Annotated in this window: 22 protein-coding genes and 1 pseudogene; 14 read left to right on the top strand and 9 right to left on the bottom strand. The window is 62.2% G+C overall.

Annotated features, from left to right (window positions below):
- Positions 1 to 118: 118 nt before the first annotated feature.
- Together RYH80_RS07185 and RYH80_RS07180 are read left to right on the top strand one after the other, a co-directional pair.
- The gene (locus tag RYH80_RS07185) at positions 119 to 958 is read left to right on the top strand and encodes an alanyl-tRNA editing protein (protein ID WP_370903175.1); all 840 of its coding nucleotides are present in this window, start codon (positions 119 to 121) and stop codon (positions 956 to 958) included.
- The gene (locus RYH80_RS07180) at positions 955 to 2,013 is read left to right on the top strand and encodes a DUF3179 domain-containing (seleno)protein (RefSeq protein ID WP_370903173.1); all 1,059 of its coding nucleotides are present in this window, start codon (positions 955 to 957) and stop codon (positions 2,011 to 2,013) included. The genes RYH80_RS07185 and RYH80_RS07180 overlap by 4 nt, the downstream gene beginning before the upstream one ends.
- A gap of 78 nt (positions 2,014 to 2,091) precedes the next feature.
- Here RYH80_RS07180 and RYH80_RS07175 read toward each other — a convergent pair whose 3' ends face one another.
- A complete protein-coding gene (locus RYH80_RS07175) occupies positions 2,092 to 2,583 on the bottom strand; it encodes a DUF7382 domain-containing protein (protein ID WP_370904675.1) in 492 nt (163 codons plus the stop codon).
- Between the two features lie 155 nt (positions 2,584 to 2,738).
- Between RYH80_RS07175 and RYH80_RS07170 the strand changes: the two genes are divergently transcribed.
- From RYH80_RS07170 to RYH80_RS07155, 4 genes are all read left to right on the top strand, one after another.
- Positions 2,739 to 4,022: an ATP-binding protein gene (locus tag RYH80_RS07170; RefSeq protein ID WP_370903172.1), complete on the top strand. Its 1,284-nt coding sequence runs from the start codon at positions 2,739 to 2,741 to the stop codon at positions 4,020 to 4,022.
- Between the two features lie 21 nt (positions 4,023 to 4,043).
- A complete protein-coding gene (locus RYH80_RS07165) occupies positions 4,044 to 4,385 on the top strand; it encodes a fluoride efflux transporter FluC (RefSeq protein WP_370903171.1) in 342 nt (113 codons plus the stop codon).
- Positions 4,382 to 4,828 (top strand): fluoride efflux transporter FluC, encoded by a 447-nt coding sequence (locus RYH80_RS07160; protein WP_370903170.1) that lies wholly within the window; start codon positions 4,382 to 4,384, stop codon positions 4,826 to 4,828. Before RYH80_RS07165 ends, RYH80_RS07160 begins: the two co-directional genes overlap by 4 nt.
- A 163-nt stretch (positions 4,829 to 4,991) precedes the next feature.
- On the top strand, positions 4,992 to 5,744 hold the full coding sequence (locus RYH80_RS07155; RefSeq protein ID WP_370903169.1) for a VOC family protein: 753 nt from the start codon (positions 4,992 to 4,994) through the stop codon (positions 5,742 to 5,744).
- Positions 5,745 to 5,831: 87 nt separating this feature from the next.
- On the opposite strand, the gene RYH80_RS07150 is transcribed toward RYH80_RS07155, so the two are convergent.
- On the bottom strand, positions 5,832 to 6,314 hold the full coding sequence (locus tag RYH80_RS07150) for a universal stress protein (protein ID WP_370903168.1): 483 nt from the start codon (positions 6,312 to 6,314) through the stop codon (positions 5,832 to 5,834).
- 122 nt (positions 6,315 to 6,436) lie between these two features.
- Here RYH80_RS07150 and RYH80_RS07145 point away from each other — a divergent pair, with 122 nt between their 5' ends.
- Positions 6,437 to 6,958 carry an NUDIX hydrolase gene (locus RYH80_RS07145; RefSeq protein WP_370903167.1) on the top strand — a complete coding sequence of 174 codons (522 nt, stop codon included), beginning with the start codon at positions 6,437 to 6,439 and terminating at the stop codon, positions 6,956 to 6,958.
- 94 nt (positions 6,959 to 7,052) lie between these two features.
- Here the strand turns inward: RYH80_RS07145 and RYH80_RS07140 are convergent.
- The 3 genes and pseudogenes from RYH80_RS07140 to RYH80_RS07130 form a co-directional block, all read right to left on the bottom strand.
- Positions 7,053 to 7,961 (bottom strand): annotated as a pseudogene (locus RYH80_RS07140) (NAD-dependent epimerase/dehydratase family protein); the annotation flags it as partial.
- A gap of 83 nt (positions 7,962 to 8,044) precedes the next feature.
- Complete coding sequence (locus RYH80_RS07135; RefSeq protein ID WP_370903166.1) at positions 8,045 to 8,269, bottom strand: hypothetical protein; 225 nt, start codon at positions 8,267 to 8,269, stop codon at positions 8,045 to 8,047.
- Positions 8,270 to 9,160, bottom strand: coding sequence for an HNH endonuclease (locus RYH80_RS07130; RefSeq protein WP_370903165.1), 891 nt, complete (start codon positions 9,158 to 9,160; stop codon positions 8,270 to 8,272).
- A gap of 1,720 nt (positions 9,161 to 10,880) precedes the next feature.
- Between RYH80_RS07130 and RYH80_RS07125 the strand changes: the two genes are divergently transcribed.
- The 5 genes from RYH80_RS07125 to RYH80_RS07105 all read left to right on the top strand — a co-directional run bounded on the left by RYH80_RS07125 (position 10,881) and on the right by RYH80_RS07105 (position 16,163).
- Positions 10,881 to 12,191 carry a hypothetical protein gene (locus tag RYH80_RS07125; RefSeq protein ID WP_370903164.1) on the top strand — a complete coding sequence of 437 codons (1,311 nt, stop codon included), beginning with the start codon at positions 10,881 to 10,883 and terminating at the stop codon, positions 12,189 to 12,191.
- 85 nt (positions 12,192 to 12,276) lie between these two features.
- Positions 12,277 to 14,688: a TraM recognition domain-containing protein gene (locus RYH80_RS07120; protein WP_370903163.1), complete on the top strand. Its 2,412-nt coding sequence runs from the start codon at positions 12,277 to 12,279 to the stop codon at positions 14,686 to 14,688.
- 137 nt (positions 14,689 to 14,825) lie between these two features.
- On the top strand, positions 14,826 to 15,113 hold the full coding sequence (locus RYH80_RS07115; RefSeq protein ID WP_370903162.1) for a hypothetical protein: 288 nt from the start codon (positions 14,826 to 14,828) through the stop codon (positions 15,111 to 15,113).
- A 113-nt stretch (positions 15,114 to 15,226) separates the two neighbouring features.
- Positions 15,227 to 15,688: an OB-like fold-containing membrane protein gene (locus tag RYH80_RS07110; RefSeq protein ID WP_370903161.1), complete on the top strand. Its 462-nt coding sequence runs from the start codon at positions 15,227 to 15,229 to the stop codon at positions 15,686 to 15,688.
- Positions 15,681 to 16,163, top strand: a complete 483-nt coding sequence (locus RYH80_RS07105) for a hypothetical protein (protein ID WP_370903160.1) — start codon at positions 15,681 to 15,683, stop codon at positions 16,161 to 16,163. The genes RYH80_RS07110 and RYH80_RS07105 overlap by 8 nt, the downstream gene beginning before the upstream one ends.
- A gap of 80 nt (positions 16,164 to 16,243) precedes the next feature.
- Here the strand turns inward: RYH80_RS07105 and RYH80_RS07100 are convergent, their stop codons facing one another.
- Complete coding sequence (locus RYH80_RS07100) at positions 16,244 to 17,665, bottom strand: sugar transferase (RefSeq protein WP_370903158.1); 1,422 nt, start codon at positions 17,663 to 17,665, stop codon at positions 16,244 to 16,246.
- Between the two features lie 116 nt (positions 17,666 to 17,781).
- A complete protein-coding gene (locus RYH80_RS07095) occupies positions 17,782 to 20,082 on the bottom strand; it encodes an STT3 domain-containing protein (protein WP_370903157.1) in 2,301 nt (766 codons plus the stop codon).
- A 209-nt stretch (positions 20,083 to 20,291) separates the two neighbouring features.
- Between RYH80_RS07095 and RYH80_RS07090 the strand changes: the two genes are divergently transcribed.
- The gene (locus tag RYH80_RS07090) at positions 20,292 to 21,992 is read left to right on the top strand and encodes a DUF4330 family protein (RefSeq protein ID WP_370903156.1); all 1,701 of its coding nucleotides are present in this window, start codon (positions 20,292 to 20,294) and stop codon (positions 21,990 to 21,992) included.
- A 155-nt stretch (positions 21,993 to 22,147) separates the two neighbouring features.
- Here the strand turns inward: RYH80_RS07090 and RYH80_RS07085 are convergent, their stop codons facing one another.
- Positions 22,148 to 22,570 (bottom strand): hypothetical protein, encoded by a 423-nt coding sequence (locus RYH80_RS07085; RefSeq protein ID WP_370903155.1) that lies wholly within the window; start codon positions 22,568 to 22,570, stop codon positions 22,148 to 22,150.
- 554 nt (positions 22,571 to 23,124) lie between these two features.
- On the opposite strand from RYH80_RS07085, the gene RYH80_RS07080 reads away from it, so the two are divergent.
- Positions 23,125 to 23,598, top strand: a complete 474-nt coding sequence (locus RYH80_RS07080; RefSeq protein WP_370903154.1) for an OB-like fold-containing membrane protein — start codon at positions 23,125 to 23,127, stop codon at positions 23,596 to 23,598.
- A gap of 516 nt (positions 23,599 to 24,114) precedes the next feature.
- Here the strand turns inward: RYH80_RS07080 and RYH80_RS07075 are convergent.
- Positions 24,115 to 25,269, bottom strand: coding sequence for a glycosyltransferase family 4 protein (locus RYH80_RS07075; protein ID WP_370903153.1), 1,155 nt, complete (start codon positions 25,267 to 25,269; stop codon positions 24,115 to 24,117).
- Between the last annotated feature and the right edge of the window lie 148 nt (positions 25,270 to 25,417).

Genomic DNA, 25,417 nt, shown 5'->3' with positions numbered 1-25,417 from the left:
CCCCGTGGCGGCTCACCGTGTCCGCGTCGACGGGTCGCGTGGGGCGTCACTCGGCCGTCGTGTCTCCCAGACACCCGTCGACAGAACGGATTTGTGGGTGGCCCGACTCTCTCCGCTCGTGACAGAGCAACTGTACCTCGCGGACAGTGGGGTCGGCCGCTTCCGGGCGACCGTCGAGCGAGCACTCGACGACCGCGTCGTGTTGGACGCCACACACTTCTACCCGACCGGCGGGGGGCAGCCGAACGACACCGGCACGCTCCTGGTCGACGGCGAGCGACTCCCCGTCACCGACGTGACGAAGAAGGACACGATCTACCACACCGTCGACGGGGACCCGCCGGCCGCCGGGACGCGGGTCGTCGGGACCCTCGACTGGGGGCGGCGGTACGCCCACTCGCGGTACCACACGGCTCAGCACCTCCTCTCCGCGGTTCTCCTGACCGAGTTCGACGCGCCGACCGTCGGCAACCAACTGTACGCCGACCGCGCGCGACTCGACTGCGAGTACGAGCGGTTCTCCGAGACGGAACTGGCGGACGTGGAGGCGGAGCTGAACGCCCTGGTCGACGACGGACTCGGTGTCCGCGACTACACGATGGACCGGGAGACCGCGGAGGGGGAGCTGGACACCCAGCGGACGCGGATCGACCTGCTGCCGGACTCCATCGAGGAACTGCGGATCGTCGAGATCGGCGACCCCGACGATCCGTTCGACCGGACCGCTTGTGCCGGCACCCACGTCGCCGATACCGCCGCGCTCGGGGAGGTGACTGTCACCGGACGGACGACACAGGGGTCAGACACCGAGCGGGTGACGTTCGAACTCGCCGACGTGACGCCGCCAGAACCGGTCGACGTGACGGGGGAGGGAGCAGACGACGAGGCGGCTGACGCCGAGCGAGCGGACGGCGAGACGACGGACCCCGAGGGGACGGACGGCGAGGGCGACGCGTGAACGTCGTCGACGTGTTGCCGCGGGACGCGATCCCGCCGGTGTACGACCCCGCGTTCGAGCCGGTCGACGCGTACCCGTACGCCCCCGACGACGACGTGGTGGTCGTTGAGATCGACGGCGCGGTACGCGGTTACCCGATCCGGTACTTGACCTACCACGAGATCGTCGACGACGAACTCGCGGGCGTCCCGATCGCGGTGACGTGGTGTCCGCTGTGCGGGAGCGTCCTCGTCTTCGACCGCCGGGTCGACGACCGGACGCTCACCTTCGGTGTCTCGGGGAAACTCGCCGACGACACGCTGGTGATGTACGACCACGAGACCGGCAGCGAGTGGAAGCAGTCGCTCTCGCGTGCCATCGCCGGCGAGTTGGCGGGGACGGAGCTGACCGTCCTCCCCGCGGCGGTGACCACGTACGAGCGGTTCCGCGAGACGCACCCGGACGCCGCGGTGTTGGCGGCACCCGGCGGTGCCAGCGAGACGGCGAGCGACGACGACGAACCGGCAGCCATCGACTACGTCGAGGAGAGTTTCGCGGACTACTTCGAGAGCGACGGGTTCGGTCTCGGCGGTCGTCGCCCGGACGCGGAGTCGCGATCGTTCCCGCTCGACTGGCTCGATCCCAAGACGGTCGTCTGCGGACTCGAACACGACGGCGACGCCGTCGGCGTCCCGCGGCCCGTCGCCGAGGCGGCCGGCGGCGTGGTGACGGTGACCGTCGGCGGCACCGACGTGGTGGTGTTCGCCACCCCGGACGGCCTCCACGCGTTCCACGACCCCGGTTTCGACTGGACGCCGGTCGACGACGGTGGTGTCGACCGCGAGTCCGGCGTCGAGCGGGACGCCCACGGCGAGGGTGTCGCCACTGCCGGCGGCACTGGCGCCGCCACGCGTGCGCCGGTTCGGTTCAGTGCGGACGGGAGTGTCTGGGACGGCGCCACCGGTCGCGCGGTCGGCGACGACGGTCGCGCGCCGCTCGAACGGTTCCCAGCGATCCGGCTGTTCGCCTACGGCTGGGTGGACAACCACGGGACAGAGGCGTTCTACCGGGACTGACGACCGCTCTCGGTACGGTGGAGGCGCCGCTCTCCGGCGACGACCCGCACCGTCGCTCGGCCGCTCGCCCGGCCGAACTCAGTCGGCGATCACGAGCACCTCCGTGTTCTGTCGTCTGTCCGCGAACCCGCCCGCAGCCGGGGGCTTGATGTCCACCGTTAGCGTCCCCTCCGCCTGGTTCGGGCCGAGTGTGGGAGTGACCTGGACGGTCGCGTTGCCGTCTGGCCCACTCTCGGCTGTCGCGGGCCCGGACAGCGACGCGGTGTCGCCAGAGACGACGACCGTCGCGTCCGCGACCGGGTCCCCGTCGGCGCCGATCACCCGCACCGTCAGCGACTGCTCGCCCGGCGTCGTCACCTCCGGTGTCGGGCGGGCGTCCAACTCCGTCGTCTGGAGGCCACCGATCCCGTTGACCATACTCAACATCACGCTCAGACTCGCCACCCCGACGACGAGCGCGATGACGAGTCTGACCGGTAACCCCTCGATGGCTCGCTCGTCGCTCCGGAACCGCGAGAGCGGCCCGTCGCCTCTCTCCGTGCCGAACCCTCCCGACCCGCCGTCTCCCATCTCACTCGCGCCCTCGCGGCTGCCGGTCGCCGTCGCCGTACACTCCCCCGCTGTCGAACCCGTCGCGTCGTTCTCGGTCACGTGGTGGGTGGTCCCGGTATCCGGTTTCAACCTTCACACGAGGGTTCTTGTGTGGTACCGGAACCAGACACCACGTGACGACACTCGGACGACGCGAGGGTGGAACGGGGGCGTCGGCGGCGACACTCGCACTCGGCCGCCACAGAGCACGCGACGGGTCGGGGGCGGGCGCGGTGGCGCTGGACACGGACGGGCCACACGCGGCGGTCGTCGTGGGTAAACGCGGCAGCGGGAAGTCGCACACCCTCGGCGTCCTCGCCGAAGGGCTCGCGGCCGCACCGGGTGTGACGCCCGTCGTCCTCGACACGATGGGGGAGTTCGCCGGACTGGCGAGCGCGCCGCGCGTCGGCGACGGGGACGCGAGTAGTGCCGATGGAGACGCGAGTGGCGCCGACGGGGATGCGATCACGGTCGTCCGACGCCCGCGCGTCCGTGCGGTCGACCTCCCGGCACGGGCGTGGCCCTCGCTGGTCGGTCTCAACCCGACGACGCCCGCCGGCGGGCTCGTCTGGCACGCCGTCGCGACGACCGACTCGCTCGCCGCCGCACGCCAGACACTCGCGAGTGCGGACGACTCGTCTGTGGACGACTCGGCCGTGGGAGACTCGCCAGTCGACGACCTGGCTGTCGACCCGGGGACGCGTCGGGTCGCGACGAACCACCTCCGGCGGGCGGCGGCGTGGGACGTGTTCGACCCCGAGGGACTCCGCCCCCGAGCACTGTTGACCGACGGCACACCGACCGTGCTCGACTGTGCCGCGTTACCGGACCCGGCGACGGACGCGGTGTGTCGTGTCGTCGCGCGGGGCTGTTACGAACACTGCCTCGCCGACGAGACGGCCGTCCTCCCGTGGCTGTTGATCGACGAGGCGCACGTCCGGTTCGACGGCGTCGCGGGGCCGGCACTCGACCGACTGTTCACCCGTGGACGCTCGCCCGGCGTCTCCGTCGTCTGTGCGACCCAGCGGCCCGCGGCACTCCCGGGAACGGCGGTGTCACAGTCGGACTTACTTGTCGCCCACCGACTCACGAGTCGCGCGGACGTGACCGCACTGACGGAGACGCGGCCGAGCTACCTCGACGGAAGTCTCCACGAGCGGCTCCCGGACCGCCGCGGCGTCGCGCTCGTCGTCGACGACACCACGGAGGTGGCCCACACCGTCCGCGTCCGCGAGCGCCGAACACCACACGACGGTGGATCGCCCCGCGCGAGCGACCGCGTCGCGGATCGTCCCGACACCGACGACGGGTCCGACTCGATCGACGGATCCGACACCCACCGCGACTCGCTCCCGCGCGACAGTCTCCGGTCTGCGCCGCGTCCCAAGCCGTCGCGGCGTTCCGAAACCCACGAGTGAGCTCGTCCCGCACCGCGGTCCGTGGACGACTCACTCGTCGGTCTCGGTCTCGTCGCACTCGGCGGTGCCCTCGGTGCGGCGACGCGGTACGCCGTCGCGCTGGTCGTCGCGACGCCGGGTGGGACACTCGTCGCGAACGTCGCCGGGAGTCTCCTCCTCGGGGTGCTCGCGGCGCGGCGACTCCCCGATCGACTCCAGTCGTTCGCCGCGACCGGGTTCTGCTCGTCGTTCACCACGTACAGCACGTTCACCGTCGAGACGCTGTCGCTGTCGGCGCCTGCGGCCGTCGGGTACGTCCTCGCGACGTACGCGCTCGGCCTCGCCGGCGCGATGGTCGGTGTCACACTCGGGAGGCGAGCGTGACGTTCGTCGGTGTTCTCGACGGCGTGGCGGCACCGGTGGGCGACGGCGTCGCCGAGCCGGCGGTGGTGCTCGCGGCGGCGACCACACCCCCATCGCTCGGGACACTGGCACTGGTCGCACTCGGCGGTGCGGCGGGGGCGACGGCGCGCGCACTCGTCGGTCGCCGCCTCGACGGGCGTCGCGCGACCGTGGCGGTGAACGTCGTCGGGAGTTGGCTGCTCGGCGTCGTCGCCGGCCTGGTCGCGACCGGCGGGCTCCCGTCGTCGGCCGCGGCGCTCGTCGGCACTGGGTTCTGTGGTGCCTTCACGACGTTCTCCTCGCTGGCTGTCGAGACGCGGTCGCTGCTCGCGGACCGTGAGTGGCGCACGGCACTCCGCTTCGGCGGCGGGACGCTGCTCGCGGCACTGCTGGGTGCGGCCGTCGGCGGGTGGCTGGTCGGATAGCCTGGCTGTCGGTGTGTTCGTCCGCGGTGGGCCGCGAGGCGATTCGGTGGGTCGCGACCCCTCCGTGGGCCGCCCCCCGTCCGTGGCCTGCGTTCACACCCCGAATCCGGCGGTCGCGTCGCCCGTCGGTAGCCTTATCGAACGCCCGACCCACCACTCGGGTATGGCGTACACGCTCGACCACGTGATGATGCGGGTCGAAGACGACGAGGAGGCGATCGACTGGTACACCACCCACCTCGACTACGAGGTGAAGGGTGAGATGGACGGCGGCGACTTCACGAACTACTTCCTGGGGCCCGAGGAGATGCACGAGGAGGGTGCCATCCTCGAGTTGACGTACAACCACGGGGACCACACCTACGAGCTGGGCGACGCGTGGGGCCACATCGCCGTCCGCGTCGAGGACGTCGAGGAGGCGTACTACGAGCTGATGGACGAGGGTGTCGAAGACTACCGCCCGCCCGAGGAGAACCCCGGGTACGCGTTCGTGAAGGACCCGGACGGCCACGAGATCGAGATCGTCGAGCGCGACCACGGCGCGCGGTGGTCGCTCGACCACACGATGATCCGCGTCGAGGACGCCACGGAGGCGCTGGGCTACTGGACGCGCACCTTCGAGTACGAACACACCGGCCGCTGGGAGGCCGACACCTTCGCGAATTACTTCGCGAAGCCGGAAGGCGCCGCCGACGAGGCGATGGCCGTCGAGTTGACGTACAACTACGACGGCCGCGAGTACACGATGGGTGACGCGTGGGGCCACCTCGCCGTCCGCGTCGACGACCTCGAAGACGACTGGGCGACCGTGATGACTCGCGAGAGCGAGGACTACCGCGACCCCGAGTCCTGTGGGTTCAGCTACGCGTTCACGAAGGACCAGGACGGCCACGAGGTCGAACTGATCGAGCGGTAGACCGAGGACTCGTCGCGGGTTCTCATCGATTCGTGCGGTGCGTCCGATCCGACCGACCGGTGGGTCTCCTTCTCGTCCGCGAATCGGTCACTCGGCCTCGGGTTCCACGTCGCGGAGCGTCTCGCTCGTCGACGGCCCAGGTCGGCGGACGATCACCACATCGTAGGCGGCGTCCGCGGCGACGCCGGAGCCGACGCTGGCGATCGAGCGGGTGAGTCGGCCGGCCGAGTCGCTCCCGACGAACACCATCGAGGTGTCCTCGCTCGCGGCGACACGGCGGAGGCGCGTCGAGATGGTCCCAGAGGGCGCGTTACGGTCGACGCGCTCGAACCGCGTCGCAGCGTGTGGCGCGATTTCCCGAATCTGCTCGCGGAGTCGCTCGTGGATCGTCTCGCGGTCGAACGGCTCGTCCGCGGCGAGCCAGCCGCGCTCGCGAGCGTACCGGGCGTTGTGCTCGGGGACGACCGTCACGGCGAGGACGCGCTCCTCGAGGAGGTCGCCGAAGGCGGCGGCGCGGGCGAGTGCGGTGTCGGCGAGCTCCAAGGCGTCGTAGGGGACGAGGAGTGTCATCGAACAATGTACGTGGGGGTGGTATCTGTACGTTGCTCTCGGGGTGTCGTGGTACCGCCTCGTGCGTCGACACGGTGTATGCCTCGACACGCACTTCCACGTCGGGACACACTCGACAGCCGATGGACGTTGCGCCGCGACACTGTGTCGAGTGTGGTGCTGGACTGGAGAGTCGCGTGATCGAGGGTCGCGAACGGCCGTACTGTCCGAAGTGTGATGCGCCACGCTACCGGAATCCACGACCCTGTGCCGGGATTTTGGTCGTCGACGACGACGCGGTGCTACTGGTCCAGCGAACGGTGCCGCCAGCGGTTGGGAGTTGGAGTGTCCCGGCAGGGTACCTCGAGTACGACGAGCCGGCACCGGCCGCCGCGTGTCGTGAACTCGCCGAGGAGACCGGACTCACCGTCGCGACAGACGCGCTGTCGCTGTTGACGACTCACCACGTGACACATCCAGACGGGCGAACGGTACTGGTCGTGATCTACACCGCCCCGTGGTCGGCGACGAGTGGGACCGTCGAGGCGGGATCGGACGCTGCTGCGGCACGGTTCTGGAACCCGGCCCGTCTCGACCGTGCCGACGCGTCAGTCGAACCCGGCTACGCGCCGATCCTCGAAGCCGCAGTCGCGAACGAGGTGTGAGACGCGACGCCGACCGGCGTCGTCCGTGTGGAGCCGATCCAGTCGGCGGACGGGTCGGTCACGACACAGCGAGTTCCCTACTCTCCCGGTTTCACTACTCCGTGTACTGCTCGCAGACGCGCTCGATCCCGGTCTCGAGGTCGATCTCCGGCTCCCAGCCGGTCGCGGACTCCAGCTTGGAGTAGTCGGCCATCGTGTCGTGGACGTACACCTCCAGCGGGTTCTCGACGAACGTCGGGGCCACGTCGGTGCCGAGCGTCTCGTTGATCAACTCGACGACCTCGCGGAAGGAGTGTTGTTCACCCGTCCCGACGTTGTAGATCCCCCGGAGTTCGTGCTCGGCCGCGAGGACGGTCGCCCAGACGATGTCGTCGACGTGCGTGAAGTCGCGTGTCTGACGCTCGTCGCCGTACAGTTCCGGCTGCTCGCCGTTCGCGATGTCCTCGGCGAACTGTGCGGTCACGTTGGCGTACTCGCCTTTGTGGCCCTCGCTGCCGCCATACCCCTGATAGACGGAGAAGTACCGGAGTCCGGCGAGGGTCATCCCGTGGTAGTTGTGGAAGTACTCCGCGTACCGCTCGCGAGCCAGTTTCGACGCCTCGTACCCCGTGTTGGCCGCCACCGGCATCGTCTCGGCGGACGGCTCCGTCCGGTCGCCGTAGATCGAGGAAGTGGTGGCGTACACGACCGTCTCACAGCCGTCTTGCCGGGCCTGCTCGACCGTGTTGACGAACCCCTCGACGTTGACCCGCGCGCCGCGTGCCGGGTCGTCCTCGTGCATCGTCAGCGAGGACAACGCCGCGAGGTGAAAGAGGACGTCGACGTCCGTCGGGAGATCGTCGTCGGTGACGCTCGCCTCGACGAAGGTCACGTCGTCACGGAGGTTCTCTGGTGTGCCGAGGTACCCGTCATCGACGACCGTCACGTCGTTGTCGACGGCGAGACTGTTCGCGAGGTTCGATCCGATGAAACCGGCACCGCCGGTGACGAGGACACGTTTATTTCCATACCGTGTGGTGGTTGCGCCGCTGCATTGTAAGCTCCGATGTGTATCGCCACGCGTGTAGAAACAGTGCTTGTCGCTCCCTACGTCTCCGTCTCGTCGCCTGTGGGCTCTTCACGCGCTCGTGTCAACGCTGCCTGCATACAGGTGGCGAGATGTTGTTGCACCTTTGCCAGGTGTGTGATCGTCTGTGCGTACCCGCCCGCGTCAAGCGTCGCCAGGGCTCGTTGTAACTCCCTGCGTGCACGCTGGCGTGCATTTCGCTCCTTTTTATCACCTCGTGGTCGCTCCGGTGTGTCTGACTCCATCTATAGACGCCTCCGTGGCTGGTGTCGGCGCTGTTCAAACATCTGTACGAGCTCTCGAAGGGTGGCAGCGTCAGCTGTCCCCTGCCGACGCGGTTGTGCGCGCTGACGCTGGCACTGGCACCGACACACGTCGTGATGTGACGGCGTGTCTGGCTGTCTGTGTCCTTTGATGCCCTGTTCGGAGTTCTGTTGCGATTCATTCTCTCTTGCTGGCGGTGCTCTCGTGACTGGATCACAGTCGACGCTGTCGTCACGACCGCGATGCCAATTTTCATCAATTGGTGGTTCCCAGCCAGCAACTCGGTTGAGAGCTCGATCCACAGAGTCGCTACTCAACCCAACAGCCTCCAACACATCGTCTGTGTCGACTGACGCCTCACTGAGTCGTCGCAACATTTCATCACGGCCCAGTAGGAACGCGGTGTACGATTCATCTGGAAGCGTTCCCTTGGCTGGTGACTCAACGTCAGCCGGTAGTCCATACGTTCCCTCTTGTGAGCGGGACAATACACCATGAGCCCACAGGTACCGAACACGATTCCGAACGTACGTGCCTGTGGCTCCGGTTGTGTCAATGAGTTTACCGACACTACTCGGCCCGTGTTGCTTGCACACGCCAATGATGTCCTGATCTACGTTCGTCAGGTCCTGATCGTAGTTGTCCGGGTCGATATCGGCGATTCCGCCATCGGCCACCCCAGACCGGTGGTGCTGGTGATGACAGGACTTACACAGCGTAATGAGGTTCTCAGGTACTGTCTTTCCACCCTCTTCTTCCGGGATCTTGTGGTGAACGTGGAGCGACGCTTCGTCTTTGGTTGTTGCACACAGTACACAGCCCCCGTCTCGGTCTCGGATCTCTTGGGCTAGACCCTCGGGAACACTACCCATCGGTTCCCTCCACGACACGACTGCTTAGTGGCCGCGTCATCGGGTTTTCGATTGTTCGAGGCATCGCGTCTCAACGGGTGCGAGCAAATGTAATAAGCACCAATTGCAACATGTTCCCACAACCTATCAATCGTCTGCCACAGAGAAAGCGAAACTAGGATTGAGGTGCTGATTACAGAGAATCTTGTCCACAGACTCGGACAGTCTCCAGTCTACTAGTGCTCTGGTGCCCTCCCGCAGCATGCATGTCAGATGAAGTGACCCTTGAAGACCTGATCGCGGAGTCGCAGGACTGTAGCAGTGTCGCCGATATCTCTATTGATTCCGTCAAAACACGCTCAATCGGGCATCGTGGTGGCTCACATCGCACCACGATTCCCGCAAACGTGGTCCATGAATGCGAGTTCGACAGTGACAGTGATGCTGTATGGGCATTTGACCGCGACCTTAGCCTTGTGATCCTCCTTCCGGAGGCAGCAATTTCAAACCAGAGTCAGAATCTGTTCTGAGGTGTTGGTACCGTCCTCGGTCTCACTGTACCACATTCATATCTCCCGCTTCCGTTGAGCACTACTCTTCCACAGACACACAGACGCTTTCTATAGGCCCCATACAGCTTCTAATGGGTTTTGAGTGGGTTTGTGTCCTGGCACAGACGCCACACAGCTCCGTGGTAATACGGGGGGAGGGGAGGCATTTGATGTCTTTGTGGCGGTCAGACGGACCGTCTGTGAGCATACGTGTCGTTGCGAGTAGGGTGCGACAGTACGCCAGTGAGATGTGATCCACACTGGGCCAAAGGGGCTTGAGTGGCACTACGTGTCTCGGGTGTGTGTATCTGCTTGTTGATTGACGCTACCGAATGCGACCCGTTGGACCCCCACGTGGCTGATCGCTGGGTCCAGCAATTGAACAGACTATCACAATTGTACACTCCAGCTACCAGTGGACACACAGACGTCTCGCACTATCTACACACAGATTTCCAACAGACACCCCTACATCTGATCACATCCCTCTGTCACGCTTGCCTGTCCACGAGTGCCCACGAGGCCCACCTCGACGACCGCGCGTGCCTACGACATCCTGTATTCACATACGCGCCGCCACGCGCGCTCACGCAGTCCACCCCGTCACCACTTGCCAGCACACTATGCTCACGTCGATAAGATTGAGCCGTGGGCCTCACACCCACCACACATCACCCACCAGTCCATTATCCCCGGGCTCTATTGTCGTATGTGCTCTAACTAAGATCAGCTACCTGACGGCAAGCACGTCGCTTCGCGGCTTTGAGCGCGTCTGAGGGTTTGTGGAACAGTTCGCTGTCTCCTGGCTGTCTGCGACTTATGCTGTGAGCAGAGCTCCAATTCGTACCGGACACTCCAGTGAACCGTGTTCAACTGGCGGTCCATCAGAGACACTTGGATCTGGTAGAAGGCACCAGTTGGTTCACACGACCGTTCTATCTAGAACGGTATTATCATTCATGACACAATTTTTATCAGTCTCTCAGCATGTCCCTCTACCATCGACTAAAGTGGCATAATCTATTACAAAATACACTATATGTTAGTCAGTTTGGGTATCCAAGCCAGCATCCATGTTTAAATACCAATTATCATATCTGGTTTGCTCCGGCTGCTAAAATAGATTCCAACAAACTAAGCTATCGACAAAGCATATTACCGATGCCCCCCTCCGCCTGACTGCGGAAAACATGTCAGAGAACAACGATCACATGATCCGCATCACTCCCCGAAGTGGGAGTGAGTTGAGCGATGCGGCAGACGAAGCGCTTCGTGAAGTCACCCGGGAGTTCGTCAAGACGGTCTCCACCCCGGTCCGGTCACATCCTGGTCTCATCGGGTGGGGCATCGCGCTCGCGGTCACCGGCAGCCTCATCCTCGGGGCATTCACACTTGCCGGTGGAGTGGCCCTGGCGGCCACACTCGGGTCGGGATCGGTCCCGGTGCTTACGCCGTGGGCGAATGCCGCCAGTGAGGCACTGTTGTCAGCAAGTGTCGGGTTGGCAGCGGTCGTCGTGACACCGACTGTGGTGTTCGCGGTCGTGGATCGGTACCGTGCGCAGTCGACTGCACAGAGTGGCCTCACCGTCCACCGTGTTGCCCAGGACGGACAGTTCGAGCTGTACGTTGATGTCCCGGGTCGAAAACGCGAGCAGTTCGCGGCGACGCTCGAGGACACGATCGGTGCCACACACACCATCGAGTGCACGGACCCACCAGCGGTCCTCACCACGGCCACCCGTGTCGAAGCCGTCGAGGCAACGGTATCTGAGGATGACCCGACTGGACGATACCTGCCACCGTATGCATCGGATGGACCGGAGACGCCTGACCGGCTGTTCGATTCGATGCTCCAGGAGGGCAGTTCACACACGCCGATGGTGGTGACGATGTCACTCCACCACGACCCCGTTGCCAACAGTGAACTGGCCATCGTCCGGGAGGCCTGTGTTGCGGACAATCCTGAGCCACTCCGGGTCCTGCTGGGGTATGCCGGCAAGGCGCTCTCGTTTGTCCCGTTGCGGTGGGGGAGGAGTCACTTCCCGGCACAGTACGACCGCTATCAGGAACCGATGGAGCCGGATTTCTTCCAGGTTCGGACGGTGGTGTGGACGCCGGTCGCGTCGGATCTCACCATCATGGACGAGACCGTGGCGACTGAACCACTCAACGTGTTGTTCGGCACGCCACGGGCGAGTGTCACCCTCTCGTCGACGCGGTACGGCCCAGCCGACACGCGGCGTCTCCTCCAGGGTGTCACGCCCACGGAGTCGTGGTTCCGCGCGGGGTATCCCGGGTTGTCAGCCGAGAAGTACCCGACTGTGTCAGCGGAAAAGCTGACGACGCTGCTGGTCTCCTCGGATGTCCCCAGCCGGCGGAGTGAGCGGCAGAGTTCACACGTGGATCGCACGCCGGCGCCTGACAGCGCCACCACCCTGGCTGACCAACGGAGTTCGGGGTGGGACACTGACCAAGCGCCCGGTGACGACGACGACGACTAGCTTCACAACCGCCTTCCGCGCCCGCTGTCATCACACGTGGCGCGGGTGGCGTTTCCCCTATTTCAATCATTCATACGTATACACCATGATAGCAGACATCCTGTACGGCACTGACCGTGCCACTGGCGATCCGCTTGGAATCGATCCCGACCACCTGCCGGTCCACGCCCTGATCAGCGGCAAAACCGGCAGCGGGAAGTCCGTCCTCTTACAGCAGTTGCTGACGAGTGGCCACGTCGCGGGCGACCACACCCAGATCGTCATCGACGGGAAAGGCGACGGCTTCCCGGAGACGCTCGCACGGTGTCTGTATGCCGTCGACGGGGACCTCTCGGACGTGGTGTACCTGCCAGTCGGGGAGGTCGTGCCCGCGATGGGGTTGTTCGATGTTCGGCCGGCACTTGAGGCCGGGCTAGACCGTGCATTGGCTGTCGAACGCCGGATCGATCAGTATCTGCAGGTGTTGCGGTTGTTGGAGCCGAACTTCGATGATGCGATCCGGGCCGAGGACGTGATCCGGCGGTTGGTCGCGGCCGCGTTCGACACTGAGCACGGTAGTGATGCCTTTCCCCACCGCCAGCTGTTGGCCGCAATTCAGCGGGTGCGGATGGACGGGACGAGCCCGCCGGTCAGTTCGCCACGGCTCGAGGATCTGCTCCGGCAGTTGACGGCTGGTGATCAACAACTCGTGGACCGCATTATGCAGGGGGCGGCCACGCGTGTCGAGAAGGTGGCGGGTGATCCGGTCTTGGCGACGCTTGCTGATGTCGTGCCGGACCCCGCCGGTGGTGAGGCTGCGCGGACGTGGGCCCCGCCGGCGTTTCGGTTCGGTGAGTGGCTCGGTGAGGACGTGACGATCATCATCGATGTGGGGGCGCTCGGCGTGAGCCAGCAACGTGCGGTGACGCATCTGTTGGTAGCGCAGTTGTGGTTCGCGTTGCAGCGGCGCCAGCAGACATTGCCCGCCGGCGCGACGCCGGCGGACGTGCTCGTGGCGATTGATGAGTTCGCGACGCTGGGGTTGACGCCGCTCATGCAGCGGTATCTCGCCGAAGGGCGTGGGATGGGTGTGTCGGTATGGGCGGCGATGCAGTATCCCCGGCAGGCAGCGGACGCGCCAGCGGCCGGGACCGAGCCACTGTACGGAGAGTTACTCGCTGAGACCGCGTTGAAGCTGTGTGGGCGGGTTGACGCTGATGAGGGGTTGGCGGATGCGTTGGCCACGGTCCATGATTCGCCGGCTGAGGTGGCGAGGATGTTGCGTGGGTTATCAGATGGGGAGTGGTTGTATCAGCCGCCACCGACGTTTCAGGGGGATGTGCCCACGCTGGAGTTGATCGAGTCCCCGCCGTTGCCGCCGGGGCATCCCGAGCGGGGTGATGGTCTTGGGGCGGGGTTCGACGAGGCATTTAGCCAGCGGGTCGCCGCGTGTCGTGACGCCTACTGTGTGCCGCTTGGCGAAGAGCGTGATGAGAGTGAAGCGGATGAGGAGTCGGAGTCCGCGCCAACGAGTCCACAGACGACGACGCTGCCCTTCTGTGATGCGTTACCGCGTGGGGTGTCGTATGACGGGGAGCGACACGCGGTTGCGTGTGGTGAGTGTGGGCGGTTGTACGCGCCCTCGTTTGCGGGGTTGCGGCGAGCGGTGGGGTGTCACGGTGAGTGGGCGGCGGTGAATCGCGAGCGGGTGCCGCCCGTTGCGGCCGCCGTGAAGTGTACGCCCGAGGAGATTGCGGAGGCGCCGGTCTCGGGCACGCAACTGCGATTAGTACAGGTGGTGTTGAACGCGATGGAACAGCGATATACCCGGGCGGAGTTCGATCTCGTCTTCGACAGTATGCGGGTGGTGCGAGACGCCGTGGGGGCGAGTACTGACGATGTGGCAGCGTGTGTCGAGGCTGGGCTGTTGAAAGAGGATGATGATTTCCGCCGGACGATGTACACGGTGACCCCCGAGGGGAAGGACATGGTGAATGATCTTGCGCGTGAGGGTGTGACGTTCGGGCCGGATGCGGGTGATCTCAACGAGACCGCCTCGCATGCGGCCTTGGTCGAGGCGTTACGGCGGTACGTGGCGCGTGAGTATGTTGGGGACTCGGAGTCGCCGGTGGTCGAAGCGCGGTCGTATTATGCGCCCGATGGTGTTGATGGGCGCCTTGACGTGGCTGGGATTGACGATGCTGGGGCGGTGGTTGTTGGTGGGGAGGCCGAACGGGCGACGCATGATACCGGGCGGGCGGCGCCCGCCGATTACGATCAGTTTGTTGAGTTGGAGGTGTCAGAGGCGTTGTGGGTGGCCTCCTCGCGCGCTGCTGCGCACGATGCGATCTTGGGGCCGTTGTCAGATCCGACTGATGGGGCGCCACGATTGGACGCGTCGTACGCGACGACGACGCCGTTGAGTGATATTTCACTGGATGCGCCTGGCGCGACGGGAGTGTTCACGATGTCGCAGTTACAGGACGTGTTGGCCACGCCGCAGGTGACGGACCACTAGCGCGCCCGGGGTTTGTACGCGCAGGTGTGGGTGAGTCGACGCGATTGGTCGGCTCGCTCGCTTATGATCGGATTTGGTTCCTGCCGTTGGTTCGGTGTATTGGCTTGTCGAGTACTGGGTGTATCGGGGTGGTGGCCGTGACGCTGTTGGATCGGCCGGCGATCCAGCGGGACTTGCTGGCCGTGGTGTGTGCCTGCCAGCGGGTGTCACAGCGTCCGAGTGGTGTGGATGTGATCGAACGGCTCGGTGAGTGTCGCGGTGGCGCGGTGAGTGACTCGACGGTGTACGAGCACCTCGGGCGGTTGGAGACTGCGGGGTATCTTGAGGACTATCCGCGTGGGAATGTGACCCGGTATCAGCTGTCGCCGCTTGGCCGGCAGGCGATTCAGGCACATCTGCAAGAGTTGTCGCTGTTGTGTCGGTGATCGAGTGGTGTGGATTTCTTTTCGTGAAGAGCCCACAGGAGGGTGATTGGGTGTGTCTCGATATGTTGAATAGGTGCGTGGGTAGAGCATAGTGCATGCGCACGTGGCCCCGCGTGGTGGTGACACTGTGTGTGGTTGGAATTGTGTTAGCCAGTGGGGTGCATTATGCTCAGACGTATGATGAGGAGTGGCCGTATCCCACGAAAGATGCGCTTGCGAGTGAGTACGATGCGTATGTCGGCGAGACTGTGTTCCTGTTTGGGCAGGTTGTGAGTGTCGATGCAGATAGCGAAACGCTGCAACTCGTCGTTGATACTGATCGCGGTCCGTTACGGCTCACGGCAACGGATGTGCGTGCCTCTGTCGAGCCTGGTGGTGTTGTGCAGGTGCTTGGAACAGTTGCATCTGATCGGTCAGTTATCGTCGATCGGGTTGTTGTGGTGAACCGCAGCGGCGGTGCCGCGTTATATAAGTACGGTGTCTCGGTGCTTGGGGCGGCACTCGTTCTCGGGTTGTTTTTCAATTCGTGGCAGGTCAGGACACAACCGCTTCGACTGGAGGCTCGCGATGGCTGATCTGTTGACCCACGTGCTCGTTCCATACGTGGTACTGACTGTCGGTGGATGGTATTGGTCGGTGCCACGACGGTGGGTTCCAGTGGCGATGGGTGGGGCGGCGATTCCTGATCTTATGAAGTTGGACCTGGTGCTTGATGAGGTTGTGATCCAATCTATGCTCGGTGTTCCGTTTGAGTATGATCCGATCGCGTCTGTCGCTGGTGTCGCAGTGATTGCTGGTGGGTTCACTGTCTGGTTCGAGCGGTCGGTGTGGCAGGAAGTGTACGCGTTGCTGGTATTCGGTGGCTGTACGTCGTTGGTCCTCGATGGGCTTCGCGTGTTCGTCGACGGAGCCTCCGGCTTCTGGCTGTATCCGGTGTGGATTCGACCACTCACGCCGAATCTCTACGTGAGTTCTGACCCACGTGTCACAGCAATCATTGGTATCGTTGTCGGCGTAGTATGGCTCCTTGACACTCGGTACGTGGAGTGATCGACGTTTTATTTCGCTCTTCTAACCAACCTGTGGATCATCTGTGTAGCGGTTTCGATCACACAATCGTACCGCTCGTCTCACCGCAGTATCTCCCAGAGATCGACCAATACCTGAAACACCTGTCGCAGAACGATTTTGATGTCCGTCTCGAACGACTGTGTCTTGACGTACTTTACGTCGTATCGGAGCTTATCGGCGGGTTCGTGACCGGTTGCGTCGTTGATCTGTGCCAACCCGGTTAGTCCTGGCTTGACGAACCACCGCTTGTGCCAGTCCTTGACACCATCCTGAATGTCGGCGTCGAGTGCCGGCCGCTCAGGACGGGGCCCAACGACACTCATATTTCCAATCAAAATAGACCATAACTGTGGTGCTTCGTCGAGGTGAGTTCGACGGAGAACGCGGCCGACACGAGTGACCCGTGGATCACAACTCCCAGTGTCTCCTTCACTCAGTTTTGCACCCGTCTCTGCCTCCGCGTTCTCGATCATACTCCGGAATTTATAAATAGTAAACACATCCCCAAAGTTGGCTGTACGCTCCTGTCTGTACAGGATGGTTCCGCCGTCCTCAAGTTTGATCGCGAGAGCAATCACAACCAGTAGGGGTGACAGTACGGTCAGCGCGACTGTGGAAAACGCAATATCGAACCCACGTTTAACCAGCCGATCTTGCCAATCCCACGGCTCCACCACGACACTGACTAGCGGTCCACGCTCCATCTCGTCTGTCAACAGTGTGTCTGCGTGTGCCTCGTGAACCATCGCGTCGATACCGTGTTGGTGGCACACCTCGATTGTCCCGAAGAACTCCTTTCTATCCGACTGTTTGAATGCAAGTACTGCGGTATCGATATCATACTCGGTCAGCACCTCGGGGAATTGTGCAATTCCCCCGATACATCCCTTTCCCCCGATGGTGCCTCCGTCCGTGATCGCGTCAAGTTGCTCTCGATCCCACCTCGTCGATAACTTCTGTCTGACAGTCGGCGGCGCGACGTACCCGACTACTGTGAAGTCTGCTACGCCGATGACGGTCTGGATCAGGTTTGGGTCGTCCCCAATCACCACCGCACGCGTCGTCTCGCGAGGCCGGCGTCTGACGAGCATGAGCAACGTCGGGAGCGTGACGAGTAGCATCAGTGCTGCCACGATGAGCGTGAGTCGGGGCAGTCGATAGGTGTAGTCGAAGTATCCGACGGTCGCGAGAATGGTAATCGCGAACACCGTCCGGTAGGCCGCGAGACTCGCAGTGTCGAGAATCCGCCGTGGCTGTGGCTTGTACAGCGGTGTGAAGACGACGCCAACGACTGCGACCGCGATGGCAGTTTCTACGAACAGTTCGGACTGACTATGTGGTCTCACCGGAAGCGTCGACAGCACCGGTATGTTCGTGGCGAGCTGTTGCACCGGGGTGGACCGGGCCGTGACGACAATGACCGCCGTCACGACGAGCGTTCCCAACAGGGTCACGAGCCGGTACCACCGCTGGCTACTCATCGGTGTACATCGGGTCCGTTCGGTACTTAACCACTTCGTAGTGTGATCCTGTTGCAGGACGGTATCGTGAGACGGTTCGGTCGGTCATACCCCTTTTTGAACGTGAATCTTGGTCACTACTCGACAGTCACACGGGCTCCACTCTGAACGGCACGTTCGGAGACAAGTACGTCAGTCCCCCGTACCCGGTACGTTCCTGGATATGGTACGATGATACTGAACTCACCAGACGGCTTGACTCTCGTCTGTTGTGTGTACGTCGTAGTATACGAACCGACAGTCACCTCAGTCTTGACAGTGACCGTCTCGTTGGCTGGTCCCGTCCCGTGAAGTCGTGCACCTTGCACGAGCGAAAAGACCTTGTAACGCCCGTCTCCAGTGATTTGTACCAACCGATAGTGTTGTAATCCCGGTGCACTGTCGGTCATACTCCCATCAGACCTGTACAGTCGTGTTCCAAGCGTCGAGTCGTTTCCGACGGTGGCGTCTGTCAAGACGACGTACCCTGCCCGGTCTTTGAGACGTTGGTACCATCGTTCGCCGTTCGTCCCGAACACGAAATCGCCATAGGTAGCTCGTGCAAACCTGAAGGAGGCTGACTCCCCGTTCACGTGGTAGTTGTAAAACCGATTGTCTCCCCACCGACTGAGGACGTAGCTGTCAGGGTAATCGAGGGTTCGGTCCTCAGCGTCACCCGCCATCCACGACGCAGCCTCGTACTGTGCGTCCGTGTACGTCAGTTGGCTCGTCTTGACCGGGATTTGGACGAAGCTTAGACTTCCTACGAGGAGCAACAGCAGTGTGAGTGACTTGAGTGTGGCTTGATCCGGCACGGTGAGGGAGCGGACGGCCTCTGGTGCGCTTCCAGTCAGCACCGGTGGTGACTCAATGATGTCTACCCACGCCGCGAGTGACACGAACCCGACACCTGCGAAGACGGCGATGAAAGGTGCCATCTCTCCGATGAATCGAATTTGTACCGCTGCGAGGAGAACGAACGACCACGTGTACACGACTAGCGGCGCCCAGACCGGACGGTCCAACATACGGTATGTGCTGGTCACGAGGTATGGAACGGCCAGAACGAACACGAATCCAAACAGGAGGAGCCATCCGAGTGACTCACCGAACAGTCCCCCCGCCTCTGCGGGGGAGTTCGTTTGGAGCAGTCGAGTCTCGGCGTCCACTACCAGTCGATTCAAACGGTCGGGGTAGCGTCTGGCGAGGAGACCCACCGCACCACCTGTACCGAGAAGCTCCACGAGGATCGGAACTCCGACGTGAAGACCAAGCCGGTGACACAGCTCGGCGACGACGGAGACACCGACTGTTCCCACCACCAACAACGCCGGTACGGCGGCGACCAGTGTCGTATGCCACCCGAACGACGTGTGGACGGTCCAGGTGAGAACGGCACCCATTGCAATCCCAGCGAGGAGGGGGAGATGCGTGTTCAGTGGTGAGCGTCCAGTGTCCACGCCGAGTAGTCCGTCGATGGCCACGTACGCCCCGAGTGGAACCACAAGTAGCGGCCCTGCTTCCCACGCGAGTATTTGTCCAGCAATCCCCACAGCCATCCCTATGCTGCCGAGTACCGCTCGTATCGGATCGGATGCGTCGTGGCGAGTCGTCTCGGCGACGAGGACAGTGGCAGCTAGCACTGTGGTCACCAGCCATACGTAGTCGAACGCGTGGTGGTCTGCGAAGCCGAGGCTCGTCCGGAAGGCGTGCCCCGGAGTGAGCGCGAACAACAAGAGGGCTGCGAGTGCTACTCGTTTATCATTCGTTACCGTCGTCACGAGGGTGTACGTCAACAGTCCGGTGACGACGGCCACGACGACTGGATAACACGCGAGCACGATACCTGTCGCCGTCTCGGTCCCTCCAGCAGTGTCCGCTGCGAAACTGAGAACCGCGACGAAGAGCGGCTCCGCGTTCGTGACTTGATCGGGCAGTGCCGTAGCGGTGAACTGATCGGAAGCGATTATCCTCTCTACCCAGAATCTGTAGTAATAGGGATCGTTTCCTGATAGTGTGATTTCTTCCCCATGAAATATTTTGGGGTATGAGATCAGCCGAAGAAGTGCAACGAACAGGAGGGCACCGGCGACTGCGATGGTGCTCTCTCGATCCAGCGAGTAGGATCGACGGGTCAGCCAACGGCTCTCAGTGTCGCCGGACGCATCCTGACTTTTGTCTGGGCGGACGAGTGCCGATCGGACGGCGTCGGGGTCGGCGACACGGTAACCGTGTTCGTGTTCTTCGACGACTCCACGAGACACGAGCTCTCCGAATGCGCCCGAATCCACTTCGATGTCATCGAACGTCCACGGGGGGTCTGTATCGAGTACTGCACGTAGAGCAGGCTCCAAGTCGGGACGCTCGTCGAGCAGATCCGCTACATCACGGCCGTCCACAGTACTGAGTGTTGTGAGATAGGGATTAAATGCTTCGGGAACGACGATAGTCGACACTGTCGTCGGATGACTGAGACACTGGACCGAACATCGGACAAGGTAATTACAAAAAATGTAAAATATATCCGAAGTAGGGGCCTGCAGTCGCTGACCACCGTTTCACAATATTTTTAAAGCCATCGCCGCGTCCGAGGAATGAGGGAGTGCCTGTGGAACTCATAGACGAAGATGGCAACTTGTTCGGCCGCGTGAACGTGGTTGACGCGTTGGTAGTGCTGGCTGTTCTCGTCGCTGCGGCCGCCGGCGCGGCACTGGTTGGATCCGGTGACGAATCCGATCCGACACTCGGGGCCGTGAACGCCACGCTCGACTTGGGTGTTCAACCGCAGTTCGTCGTTGAGGCGATTGAAGACGGAGACGTGTACAGCCCCACGGGCACGGCCGAGCTACGGATCACGGACGTGTACACGACTCCGACGAGCCGTGGTACACGAGTAGTCACGCGAGTCTCGCTTACGGGCGAACGCGCGGGTGACACGATCAGATACGACGGTGTCCCCCCACGCCTCGGCCGGACTCTCGACGTGATCACCGGTGAGTACGAAGTGAGCGGTGAGATCCGTGCTCTCGGCGGCGGTCGGCAACTCACGACGAGTTCAACTACGGTCCTCGTTCGAGATGTCCTCTCGGTGAAAAAGGCGACGGAAATTGATCAAGGCGACCGAATTGTCGTCGCGGGCCGACGTGTAGCGGTCGTGGAGAACGTCACCATCCAACCGACGACGACTCCGACAAACCGACTCGTCTATGCGACACTGAATCTCTCGACACTCGCGCGAAACGGCGTGGATCGATTCGGCGGTCGACAGATCCGCCCTGGTCAGACGTTCCGTCTGGCGGCCCCCGACTTCACACTCGATGGCCGCATCGAGGCGATCAACCAGAACCCGCGCGTCGGCACTGAGTCGGTTGTTCTCCGTACGACTCTCCCAGCTAAACGAGCCAGACAGATCGCTCCCGGTGACACGGTCACCGTCGCCGATGAGACCATCGCGACGGTTGACACCCACCGTGTCTATCTGACTGATGAGCCCGACCGGCGGGTCGTTTTCCTATCGGTCAACCTCACTGCTGTCCGTCGAGCAGGTACGCTCCGATTCGGGTCGACACCGATTCAACGAGGCCAGCAACTAACGCTCGACACTGGCGAATACACGATCACGGGGACCATTGACGACATCGGCGGGGGACTTGCTGCAGGCCGAACGAAAGTCCTCGTCACGGATACAGTCGACCCGGAGACGGCCGATCGACTCTCCGTCGGAGATAGTGTTCGTGTCGGTAATGACGTGACGGCTACCGTCACGAACGTCAGCGCGTATGGAACGAGTAACCCAGACCGCAAGCGGATCGCAGTCGGTCTCTCACTACGGACTGTCTCGTACGGTGAAGCACCGAGGTTTAGAAACAAATTTGTAAAAGAAGGAAATGAATTGGCGATTCGAACAGACGCTTACGAATTCACCGGCAAAATAGAGCGTGTCGGGACGACGAACCGACGGGGGACTCCGGCGACACGGACGGCCACTCTCAGACTCAACGAGGTTCGTGCGGACATCGCACAGTCGATACAGTCGGGGATGGTAGAACGCACTGGTGGGGAAGTGTTGGCCCGGCTCACCGATGTCCAGCGAACCCCATCAACGATCTTGATCCGTGGAGATGACGGTGAACTTGGCGTCTTCGATCACCCGACACTGCGGGACGTGCGGATGAACGTCAGCCTCGAAGTACAGGAGACCGTCGACGGCGTCCGATTCAAAGGAGAACCGGTCCGACAGGGAGAGTTGATTACCCTGGACCTCGGGACAATCACGATTGAGGCGACGGTCGTGTCGATCGGCGGGTGACCCCGTTTGTCAGCCTCTTGTCTCTTTTCTCAGAGTGTGGTACCGACCGTCGAAGCAGTCGTTCCGGAAGGATCACACTACTACAATATTCTTCCTTTATACTTTCTACAAATAAACCATCCGTGTCGATGGAGATCACACGTCCCCGGTCGCCGTCACTCAGAATCACTGGCTCCGATCTGTTCGTTTTCTTTGGAGTTTCGATCATGTCCGTTCGTAGCGTTCACTATTGCCTCGTCGTCGATCGGCTCTGGTGGCTCCAGTACGCCAAGTACCAGTTCCCCGACACGCGTCTCTCCAAACCTCTTGATCTGGGAACCGGCGCTGTAGACGATACTTTGGAGACGTGAACGCTCCCAGTGTGGACGAATACGCTCGTTGAGTTCGTCTATCACACGAAGCAACGGTCCGACGATGTACGTCTCCCTGAGGTCTATCACGATTACCGCCGAATCTAGATTTACATTCAACCAGCGGTAGAGCAACGACCCACGAACCAAGCGTGGCAGTGTCCGTATCACCGTGACAAATCGTGACGACGACAAGACAGACTCTGGAGCCGTTCCTCCGAGGATCACGGCCAGTCGTGACACAGATCGCTCGTTTGACTCCGATTCGATGTCGCCACGGTCGTGCGTCATCGATCTACAGATGCGTAGGAGAGGGAGCATTATCAATCACCTGGCTCCAGACGATCACCCAACTGAGGCGAGGCTGAGACCTCACCCGGACTCAGAGTCGTGGAAACGGTGGCTCCTCCAGGGCGCAGTCGTCGAACGCTTGGATCGGCGACGATTCACACAGACGTACCACCGTTGCTCACGGCGAACGACACCGATCGGAGTGCCGGTGACCCGGTTCTGAGCGTTCCACACGTCGGTGGTGTGGTACTTGATGAGGAACCCGTTTAGTTACACGACGGCGGTGACACAACTCTTCGGACGCTCACCGACGTCTCTACAACCTGGCCCTCTGATCTCGTTGGTGACCAATCGGCGGTCGTATTCGACTCGTTCGGTCGACTGTGAAGGACAATGCCGATGTAGTCTACGCCAGTTGAGGCAACGGTGTTACTCCTGCCGTGGTACGTGCGAGCGCGGAATTGAAACTAACATCTCTCGCAGTCTGAGATGTGAAGGTTCGATGCCGTCTCGTCGTTCTCGGACTAGCCGTCGCCTGTTCCGTCGCGATGGGGATCCACTACGACGCTATGTTCGAAGATCGCTGGCCGTATCCCACCGACAACGAACTGGCAAAGAACTACGACGCACACGTCGGTAAAGAGACGTTCCTGTTCGGGACGGTCACCTCAGTGGGCGACCGAGTGGTGCACGTCCAAGTCGATGCCCGGGGCGAGACGTACACGGTCCGTGTCCGATCGTTCGACGCAGCTGTCCGCCCCGGGGGAACCGTTCAGGTTCTCGGTGTCGTACGTCCTGATAGGGTGCTCGCCGCAGACCGGGTCGTCGTGGTCGAGTCCTCGAGGGAATCGCGGCTGTACAAGTTCGGCGTGTCAATCCTCGGTGCTGGCCTCGTCCTGGTCACGGTGTTCAGATACTGGCAGATCGACACGGCAGGGCTCACCCTGGAGGCGAAAGATGGCTGATTTGCTGACACACGTGCTCGTCCCGTACGTCCTGTTGGCCGCCGCGTGATGGCGTGTAGAGGTTCCACGTCGCTGGATTCCTATCGCGATGGGGGGTGCTGCGATTCCAGATCTGGTGAAAATCAGACTCGTGGTAGCCGACTCCGTCGTTCGGGAGTCGCTGGGAGTTCCGTTCAGCTACGCGTCGATCGGCTCTCTTGGGGGCGTCATCTGTATCGCCGTCGGAATTACCGTTCTGTTCGACCGAGAGGTGTGGCGGTAGGTGTATCCACTGCTTATTTTCGGCGGGCTCACTTCGCTCGTCGTAGACGGGTTCAGAGTGTTCGCCGACGAAGCAGCGGGATTCTGGTTGTTCCCCGTGTGGATTCGACCGTCAACCCCAGGTCTGTACGTGAGTGCCGACCCTCGGGTACTCGCCGTCACCCTGTCTACTGCCGCCATCGTCACACTGGTACAGTATCGAAGCAAGTGAACAAGTAACACGACACGACGCCAGATCGCCTCTGTCGACAGTGACTACGACTGTGATGAACCTACTCCGAGGAACTCGAGTATGGACTTCGCACGTTCGTCCCAGGTGTACTCCGTGGCCGTGTCACGTGCAGACGACGCGATTTCCTCGCGCAACTCCTCGGAGCGGACGAGATCGTTGATTCGAACGGCGAGCTCGTGTGAGTCGCCGGGTTCGGCGAGGAGTGCATTCTCCCCGTCGGTCAACACTTCTTTAAGTACCGATCTGCTCGTCGCGACGATCGGGCGCCCGGCTGCCATGTACTCGAACAGCTTCAACGGCGATATGAAATCGCGTGACTCGTTCGTGTACGGGGCGACCAGAACATCTGCCGCAAGTTGATACGAGGGAATTGAAGCGGGTTGAACGAATCCCGTGAATACTACGTTCTCCGGTACGTCGAACGACGATTGCACGCGTTCGATGTCTGATTCGTGCCCCCCGACTACATAGACCAGTCCGTCGACGCTTGATGCCGCTCGGACGAGGACATTGACCCCCTTGCCAGGGTACAAGTGACCGGTGTACATCACGATTGTTCGATCTATCGGCAGGTTGAGTTCTTCGCGTGCCGCTCGCTTTGGTTTCCCCTCGTACGGGTCGATATCGACGCCGTCAGGTGCGACGAACGTGTTCTCTGGTGAAATACCGAAGGTGTCGATCCCGTACGACTCCAGAGCGTGTGTGATCGGAATGACGGCATCAATGGACGGGTAAAATCTACGCTTCATTCTCGCAGAGATAATGTCGTGGTGTTCGAAGGCGAGGATTGGACGCTTGTGTTCCGGGATCAGGCGGAGCAGTTCGTTGAACACAAACGCTCCGTAGTAGTCACGACAGTACACGATGTCCGATGGTTCCATCGCGCCAGTCAGCAACTTCGAAAAGAGTGTACCGGCCAGTGAGACTGATGTCGAGAGTAGCTCCGCATAAGGGACCGAGTTGAGGAATCCTTCGACCGTTGGAACATCTTCGATCTCGAACCTGGTCTCGAGTCCGTAGTAGTCTGCGATGTCGTCCCAACAGACACTTCGACCGTGGGCTGGATGAACGAAGCAGACCTGTTGACCCTGGCGGGCGAACGCAGCACACATCCGCATCTGTTGAATAGAGTGTGCCATTTTCCCAGTAATCTCTGAACTAGAGACGTAGTAGAGCACTCTAGTTCGAGCGACCTACTCTGTGGTGATCAATATTCCGATCTCACAGTTCTGTCCGATCTGGGCTCCCGATTCGATCAGGGGCGCGGTCACAGTCCCCGGACATCGATAGATTTTCTACCTGTGGAGGACCGCACCCGTCTATGAG

It is taken from the genome of Halobaculum sp. MBLA0147 (assembly GCF_041361345.1).
Lineage (GTDB): Archaea > Halobacteriota > Halobacteria > Halobacteriales > Haloferacaceae > JAHENP01.
The sequence above is the reverse complement of the archived record's forward strand: the minus strand, read 5'-3'. Positions and strand labels throughout refer to the sequence as shown.